Origin of the sequence: Pseudomonas sp. PS02303, from assembly GCF_029959925.1 — a bacterium.
Lineage (GTDB): Bacteria > Pseudomonadota > Gammaproteobacteria > Pseudomonadales > Pseudomonadaceae > Aquipseudomonas > Aquipseudomonas mandelii.
The window spans coordinates 1-8374 of the sequence record NZ_JASCOM010000256.1 but is presented as its reverse complement, the minus strand read 5'-3'; the positions used below and the strand labels follow the sequence as shown (position 1 = coordinate 8374).

At 60.4% G+C, this 8374-nt stretch carries 6 protein-coding genes; all 6 read right to left on the bottom strand.

Annotation, left to right across the window (positions count from 1 at the left end):
* Window positions 1-91 precede the first annotated feature (91 nt).
* Window positions 92-577, bottom strand: coding sequence for a 2-amino-4-hydroxy-6-hydroxymethyldihydropteridine diphosphokinase (gene folK, locus QMX98_RS29435; protein WP_282411790.1), 486 nt, complete (start codon window positions 575-577; stop codon window positions 92-94).
* A 3-nt stretch (window positions 578-580) separates the two neighbouring features.
* Entirely contained in the window at window positions 581-1981 is a 1401-nt protein-coding gene (locus QMX98_RS29430; protein ID WP_010467601.1) for a polynucleotide adenylyltransferase PcnB, read from the bottom strand.
* A 738-nt stretch (window positions 1982-2719) separates the two neighbouring features.
* A complete protein-coding gene (locus tag QMX98_RS29425; protein ID WP_010467604.1) occupies window positions 2720-4156 on the bottom strand; it encodes a sigma-54 dependent transcriptional regulator in 1437 nt (478 codons plus the stop codon).
* A 22-nt stretch (window positions 4157-4178) separates the two neighbouring features.
* On the bottom strand, window positions 4179-7133 hold the full coding sequence (locus QMX98_RS29420; protein WP_031319123.1) for a sensor histidine kinase: 2955 nt from the start codon (window positions 7131-7133) through the stop codon (window positions 4179-4181).
* A complete protein-coding gene (locus tag QMX98_RS29415; RefSeq protein WP_003176118.1) occupies window positions 7117-7293 on the bottom strand; it encodes a hypothetical protein in 177 nt (58 codons plus the stop codon). The genes QMX98_RS29420 and QMX98_RS29415 overlap by 17 nt, the downstream gene beginning before the upstream one ends.
* A gap of 77 nt (window positions 7294-7370) precedes the next feature.
* Complete coding sequence (gluQRS, locus tag QMX98_RS29410) at window positions 7371-8267, bottom strand: tRNA glutamyl-Q(34) synthetase GluQRS (protein WP_077750276.1); 897 nt, start codon at window positions 8265-8267, stop codon at window positions 7371-7373.
* Window positions 8268-8374: the final 107 nt, after the last annotated feature.

Sequence of the window (8374 nt, the reverse complement as noted above, 5' to 3'; positions counted from 1 at the left end):
AGCCTGCTCGCGATTGCGTCCTGACAGTCAACATCTTCGGTGAATGTTAAGTCGCTATCGCGAGCAGGCTCACTCCCACAGGGGATTTGCATTAATTCGGAGGGAGGCGTTCCAGGCCGACGAACGGGCAGCCGGCGAGTAGTTCTTTCAGGCTGCGGCCATCCGGGAGACGCAGCTCCGCAGGCGCCAGTTCGGCCAGCGGATACAGAACGAAGGCCCGCTCCTGCATATGGTAGTGCGGCACCTTGAGGCGCGGTTCGTCGATCAGCCGGTCGCCAAACAGCACGATGTCGAGGTCCAGCGTTCGTGGACCCCAACGCTCAAGACGCTCGCGGCCTTGTCCGTTCTCGATGGCTTGCAGCGCATCAAGCAGGTCCAGTGGCGGGAGCGTGCTGTCGAGGGCGGCGACCGCGTTGGTGTAACGCGGCTGGCCGGGCAGAAGCGAGTCGCTTTGATAAAACCCGGACACCCCGACCAGTTGGGTCTGCGGCAACTGCGCCAGCGCCTCGACGGCGCTGCGCAATTGTTCGGCGGGGTCAGCCAGATTGCTGCCCATGCCGATGTAGATGCGTTCCATGGATTACTCGCCCGTAGCACTCGGTGCGCCGGCCGCGCGTTTGCGCTTGGCACCACCGCTGCGACGCCGTTTGCGGGGTGCACCGGTGCCTTCATCCTTGCCGCTGAGGTCGCGGATCATGTCCCGACGCTCACTGTCATTGGCGTCCTGATAGTCGGTCCACCATTCGCCCAGGCCATCGGTCTGCTCGCCAGCGCTTTCTCGCAGCAGCAGGAAGTCGTAACCGGCACGGAACCGCGGGTTGTCCAGCAACAGATCGGCACGCTTGCCGCTGCGGCGAGGAAGCCGCTCCTGCATGTCCCAGATCTCGCGGATCGGCATGGTGAAGCGTTTCGGAATCGCGATCCGCTGGCACTGCTCGGCAATCAGCTCGTGAGCGGCTTCCTGCATCGCCGGAATCGGTGGCATGCCACGTTCTTGCAGGCGCAGGACGCGGGCCGGCAGGGCAGGCCACAGCAGGGCTGCAAACAGGAACGCCGGGGTCACCGGTTTGTTCTGTTTGATCCGCAGGTCGGTGTTGATCAACGCTTCGCTGATCAAGGTGTGGGTGTACGTCGGGTTGTATTCCAGCGCCTCGGCACTGGCCGGGAACAGCGGATCGAACAACTGCAGGTCGACCAGCATCTCGAAGGTGTCCGCGGCATGGCCGGAGAGGAACAGCTTGAGCACTTCTTCGAACAGACGGGCTGACGGGATCTCGCGCAGCATCGGCGCCAGGTCGCGGATCGGCAGGGCGCTGTGTTTTTCGATGCCGAAATTCAGTTTGGCGGCGAAACGCACGGCCCGCAGCATCCGTACCGGGTCTTCCTGGTAGCGTTGCTTCGGGTCGCCGATCAGGCGGATCAGGTGATTGCGGATGTCGTGTACGCCATTGGCGTAATCGAGAATGCGCTCGCTGACCGGGTCGTAATACAAGGCGTTGATGGTGAAGTCGCGGCGTTGCGCGTCTTCTTCCAGCGTGCCGTAGACGTTATCGCGCAGGATGCGCCCGCTCTCGTTACGGGAAGACTGGTTGCTGTCTTCTTCCTCGTCGTTTTGCGGGTGATTGGCGCGGAAGGTCGCGACTTCGATGATTTCGCGGCCAAAGTGGATATGCACCAGCTTGAAGCGGCGACCGATGATCCGCGCGTTGCGGAATTCGGCCCGCACCTGCTCAGGCGTGGCACTGGTAGCGACGTCGAAATCTTTTGGCGTGATGCCAAGGAGCATGTCTCGCACACAGCCGCCGACCAGGTAGGCCTGGTAACCGGCGTTCTGCAGGCGTTCGACGATGTTCACCGCGTAACGGCTGAATTGGGCCTTTTGCAGCGAATGTTGGCCGCTGTTGAGCACTTCAGGCGTACTGCGAATGTGTTGCGTATGACGCTTGGGAGAACGGAATGACTGGAACAACTTCTTCAGCATGGGATGCACTGTTTGAAGGAATGTTCGGCCATAACGAAGAATGACCGCATGATGGGCGGGGATTCTAGCATTTAGTCAGGGGATGGTGTAGGACACAGCAGATATGAGCTGTAAGCCGCAGGCTTCAAGCGGAAAACAAAGCCGATTTGGGTAGGTTTTTCGAATCGTAGAAACTACAAGGGGAGCCGAAGCTCCCCAAGAAAGTAGTTGCATGCTCTATTTTTATTTTTGAGTCGGGCTTTTTGTTTTTATTAAGTGCCCTCGCCATGAAGTGTTTCCTTCATGGCCCTCCCAATCGGGAGCCAAGAGCAAACGGATTGCTTTGGTCGCTGTGCTGCAGTGATCTTTCGATCCAACCAGTTCAGGCACTGTCTTGGGACAGTTTTTTATTATTCTCGGCCTGGTCGTGGGGCAAGCCCCAAATACAACGCCTCTCCAAAAGAATCAGTTAGCTGCGCCTCTCGCCGTCTTGTTTTTATTGTGCGTGAGTCGATTCGTCTTATTTTTATTGTCTTGTGCATTGCTTGTTATTGTTCTTGTACTAAACATATAGCAGGGTGCGTGCCAACTTTTGTGAGGTCCAGCAAAACAAGGGGTTAGGCGGGCTGGCAGGGTTTTCGAGGCCGAAAAAAAGCCGGGACTTCGTTACCGTAAGCCCCGGCTTCTGTTACGTGAAACGACTGAGGTAACAGTTTTTTCACAAAGTCATGTGTTACCCGCACATCAGACAGGCGCGGTTCAGCTCTCGCTGGCAACCCCGGTCTTGCGCCGTGGGATACCCAGGCGCTGACGACGTTCCCACAGGCACTTGCGACTCACCCCGAGTTTGCGGGCCAGCTCGGTTTCCGTCATGTGGTCCTGATGCTCAAGCACGAAGTGCTGGAAGTAGTCTTCCAGCGACAGGTCTTCGGTCGGCTCATGATTGTTGTTGCTGGCGCCGTTGCCCTGTTGCGGCGGCAGACCAATGAAGTCGTCGTCTTCCAGGTCGCTCAGTTCGATGTCGATCCCCAACAGCTCGGCGGAAATCTCCGGGCTCTCGCACAGGATGACAGCGCGCTCTACCGCGTTTTCCAGTTCACGAACGTTACCCGGCCAGGAGTAATGACGGATCGCCTGTTCGGCATCCGCCGCGAATTTCAGGTCGGTGCGGTTGACCCGCGCGCTCTGTCGCGCCAGGAAGGCATTGGCGATCTCGTTGACGTCGGCACCGCGCTCGCGCAGTGCCGGCAATTTCAGGGCGATCACATGGAGGCGGTAATACAAGTCTTCACGGAACTGACCGATCTTCGCCAGGCTCTTGAGGTCCCGGTGAGTCGCGGCGATCAGGCGCACATCGACTTTCTGTGACTGGACCGAACCGACCCGGCGAATTTCGCCTTCCTGCAACACGCGCAGCAAGCGGGCCTGGGCTTCCAGTGGCAGTTCGCCGATTTCGTCGAGGAACAAGGTGCCGCCGTCCGCCGCTTCCACCAGACCGGCACGCCCGGCGCTGGCGCCGGTGAACGCGCCTTTTTCGTGGCCGAACAGTTCGGACTCGATCAGGCTTTCCGGGATGGCTGCACAGTTCACCGAAATCATCGGTGCCTTGGCTCGTTTGGACAGGTTGTGCAGGGCGCGGGCCACCAGTTCTTTACCGGTACCGGATTCACCCTGGATCAGGACATTGGAATCGGTCGGCGCGACTTTGCGGATCTTGCTGTACAGGTCCTGCATCGGCGGGCACGAACCGATGATGCCGATTTCGCCGTTGCTGTTATCAACACCCGGTTTCGCCGCGCCATTGGCCGCTTTGCCGGTGGCAGGTTCACCGCCGGCCGGCAGCGATTGGCGGTCACGCAGGATACGGGCGACAGCCTGGAGCATTTCGTCGTGATCGAAAGGCTTGGCGATGTAATCCACCGCGCCCATCTTCATCGAGTCGACGGCCGAACGCAGGCTGGCGTAGCTGGTCATGATCAGCACCGGAGTGCCCTGGCCGAGTTTGATCAACTCGGTGCCCGGAGCGCCCGGCAGACGCAAGTCGCTGACGATCAGGTCGAACGTGGGAATGGTGAAGCGTTCTTGTGCTTCCTGCACTGAACCGGCTTCGCTGACCTGGTACTGGTTACGTTCCAGCAGGCGGCGCAAGGCGGAGCGGATAATTGTTTCGTCTTCGACGATCAAAATGTGCGGCATTGATTCGATACTCTCGACGGTCTCAGTTCACAGCGGACGTCGCTTCGACATGACGCGGCAAGGTCACCCTAATACGGGTGCCGCGTTGGCTTTGTACATCAGCCGGGCTGTCGATGGTGATTTGTCCATAATGCTCTTCAACGATGGAATAGACCAGTGCAAGGCCCAGACCGGTGCCTTCGCCAGGATCCTTGGTGGTGAAGAAAGGTTCGAACAATCGGTCCATGATGTTCTTCGGAATACCGCTGCCTTCGTCTTCCACGATCAGATCGACCGTGTGTTCGCCGGCTTCGCTCTTGACCCGCACCGCACTGCCGGGAGGCGAGGCGTCACGGGCGTTTGAGAGCAAGTTGATCAATACCTGGGCGAGGCGTTGCGGATCGCCTTCGACCCAATGATCGGGGTCGCACAGGTTATAGAACTGCACTTCGAAATTGCGTCGGTTCAGGGCCAGCAAGCCGATGGCATCCTGAGCCACTTCAGCCAGACAGACGGGCTCGTCGCTGTGTTGGTGACTGCCGGCGTGGGCGAAGCTCATCAGCGACTGAACGATGCGCGAAACGCGTTTGGTCTGCTCGAGGATCTGGCCGCTGATTTCCTTCAGTTCGCCATCGTCTTCGCGTTCTTCGCGCAGGTTCTGCGCCAGGCACGCGATGCCGGTGATCGGGTTGCCGATTTCATGAGCCACACCCGCCGCGAGTCGCCCGATGCTGGCCAGGCGCTCGGAGTGCACCAGTTTGTCTTCGAGCATCTGGGTTTCGGTCAGATCTTCCACCAGCAACACCAGGCCACTGTTACCCGGTGCGAGCGGTTCATCAATGGCCGCTTTGTGCAGATTCAGCCAGCGGGTCTGGCCATCAAGGGCCAGGTGCTGTTTGTGCAAATGCTCGTCCGGCAGATTGATGAAGCCTTGCAGCAGTTCTTTCCACGGATCGGCGATAGTGCTCAGGCGCGAGCCGACCACACGCTGCGCGGCAATCCCGGTCAGCTCCTCCATGGCTTTGTTCCACATGAGGATTTCCTGATCCTTGGCCAGCGAGCAAACGCCCATCGGCAATTCCTGCAAGGTCTGGCGGTGATAGCGGCGCAGGGCATCGAGTTCGGCGGCAAGGCCGGTGAGGCGCGAGTGGTAGTCCTCGAGACGGCTTTCGATGAAGTGGATGTCTTCGGTGACGTAGTTTTCGCCGCCAGCCTTGTACGGCAGGAAGGTCTCGACCATGTCCTGCGCCACGCTCGGGCCCATCAGGCCGGAGAGGTTGGCTTCGATCCGGTCGCGCAAACGGCGCAAGGCATAAGGCCGGCGCTCGTCGAACGGCAGATAGAGATCACGCAGGGCCTGCTCGACTTCTTTCTGCGCGGCCTTGGCACCCAGGGGCTTGGCCAGTTGCGTGGCGAATTCCTGAGGTGAGGCGGCGTGCAGTTCGCGGCGCTGCGGGCGACGCACGTTGTCCACGGCGCAGGCTTCGGCGGCGCTGGCCTCTTCGGGGCTGGCGTTGGTGAACAGTGAGATCAGGGTGAACATCAGCACGTTGGCGGCCAGGGACGCGATCGCGGCCATGTGCCAACTGGTGTCGTCCAGCACGTAGATCATGTTCAACAGCGGAATGTAGAAGCCCTGCAGATTGCCGACCAGCGGCAACAACATGGTCACCAGCCACACCAGGATCCCCGCCAGCAAACCGGCGATGAAGCCGCGGCGGTTGGCGGTCGGCCAATACAGGACCGACAGGACCCCCGGAAGAAATTGCAGCGTGGCCACAAACGCGACGATGCCGAGGTTGGCCAGGTCCTGTTCGGCGCCCAGCAACAGGTAGAAACCGTAACCGGCCATGATAATCGCAACGATCAGCGCCCGGCGGGTCCACTTCAACCAGCGATAGATGTTGCCTTCGGCCGGCGGTTGGTAGAGCGGCAGCACCAGATGGTTCAGCGCCATCCCGGACAGCGCCAGGGTGGTGACGATGATCAGTCCGCTCGCGGCCGACAACCCGCCGACATACGCCAACAACGCCAAGGCTTTGCTGTTGGCGGCGATGCCGATGCCCAGGGTGAAATATTCCGGGTTGGTAGTGGCGCCGAGTTTCAGTCCGGCCCAGAGAATCAGCGGCACCGCCAGGCTCATCAACAGCAGGAACAGCGGCAGACCCCAGCTGGCGCTGACCAGCGAACGCGGGTTGAGATTCTCGGTAAAGGTCATGTGGTACATGTGCGGCATCACAATCGCCGAGGCGAAGAACACCAGCAGCAGCGTTCGCCACGGGCCTTCCTGCAAGGGCGTGTGCAAGGCAGCGAGGGCGGTCTGGTTTTGCAGTAGCCACAGTTCCAGCTGTTGCGGGCCGTCGAACACGCCATAAAGGGCATAGAGGCCGACACCGCCAATGGCGATCAGCTTGATCACCGACTCGAAGGCAATCGCGAACACCAGGCCTTCATGTTTCTCGCGGGTGGCGATGTGGCGCGAGCCGAAGAAGATCGTGAACAGGGTAATCAGCGCGCAAAAGCTCAGGGCCACGCGATGCTGCACCGGCTCGCGGGTCAGGATGCCGATGGAGTCGGCCACCGCCTGGATCTGCAACGCCAGCAATGGCAGCACGCCGATCAACATGAAAATCGTGGTCAGCGCCCCGGCCCACGTACTGCGGAAACGGAATGCGAACAAGTCGGCCAGCGACGACAGTTGATAGGTGCGGGTGATTTTCAGGATCGGGTACAGCAACACCGGCGCCAGCAAAAACGCCCCGGAGACCCCGAGGTAACTGGACAGAAAACCGTAGCCGTACTGATAGGCCAGGCCCACCGTGCCGTAAAACGCCCAGGCACTGGCGTACACCCCCAGCGACAGGGTGTAGGTCAGCGGGTGGCGAATGATCGCCCGGGGGATCATGCCCCGTTCGCTGATCCAGGCGACGCCGAACAGCACCGCCAGGTACGCGGCGCTGATCAGGATCATCTGGGTCAGGCTAAAGCTCATCGGCATCTTTTTGGCTCTGCAGGATGAAGGTCACGACGATCAGAATCAGCCAGAGCAGATAAGGGCGATACCAGGCGCCAGTGGCGTCGATCCACCAATCCATGATGGCCGGGGAGAACAGGTAAATCCCCACTACCAGGAGCAGGACCAAGCGATAGATGTACATCCCGGCCTCTCTTTTTTATGCGCGTGCCCGAAAACGTGCGGCGATGGTAACGGATGGGCGCGCCACTGCAAGTGTGATCACTGTAGTTGCGCTTCGGGCAGGGTCAGTGTGCGCGGGATTAATAGCGCATCCCAGTGGGCGATGCCCCAATCCAGCACTTCCCGGGGGGTGGCGTAAGCCAGTTCAGCACCGGGGTTTTGCCCCAATGCGCGCAACGCACGCAGCAACAGAGGGGTTGCCTGATCTTCGGTCAATGGCGGTGAGCGGTAGGACTTGCCGAGTTTATTGCCATCGGGCTGGGTAATCAGCGGGATGTGCAGATAACGCGGTTGAGGCAGGCCGAGCAGTTCTTGCAGGTAAAGCTGGCGCGGCGTGGAGTCGAGCAGGTCAGCGCCACGGACGATATCGGTGATGCCTTGCCAGGCGTCGTCCAGCACTACCGCCAGTTGATAGGCGTAGAGCCCGTCGCGGCGCCGGATCACGAAATCGCCGACGTCCCGGCCCAGGTGCTGGCGATATTCGCCTTGCACCCTGTCGATGAAGTGGTATTCCAGTTCGGGGACGCGCAAGCGAATCGCGGCATCTTCGGTGCCATGGCCGGCGTTGCGGCACAAGCCCGGGTAAATGCCGTGATAGGGCTCCAATTGCTTGCGCGAGCAGGTGCAGGCGTAAGCGAGGCCTTGATTGAACAGGCGATTGAGGACTAAGGCGTAGGCGTCATGCCGATCGCTCTGGCGGACCACTTCCCCGTCCCACTCGAAACCGTAGCTTTCCAGGGCTTTCAAGATGGCTGCCTGGGCGCCGGGTTCTTCCCGTGGTGGATCGAGGTCTTCCATGCGCATCAACCAGCGACCGCCCACCGCACGCGCGTCGAGGTACGAAGCCAGCGCCGCGACCAGCGAACCGAAATGCAGGTGGCCGCTGGGCGTGGGGGCGAAGCGGCCGATGTAGGTGGGGGAGGCGATGGCGGTCATAAGGCGGTGTCAGGCTGTCCAATCGTTTCGAGCATGGCTTGAAGCCGCCGTCGCGAGCAAGCTTCGCTCCTACAGAAGATCGTGCCAGCCTTTGTAGGCGCGAAGCT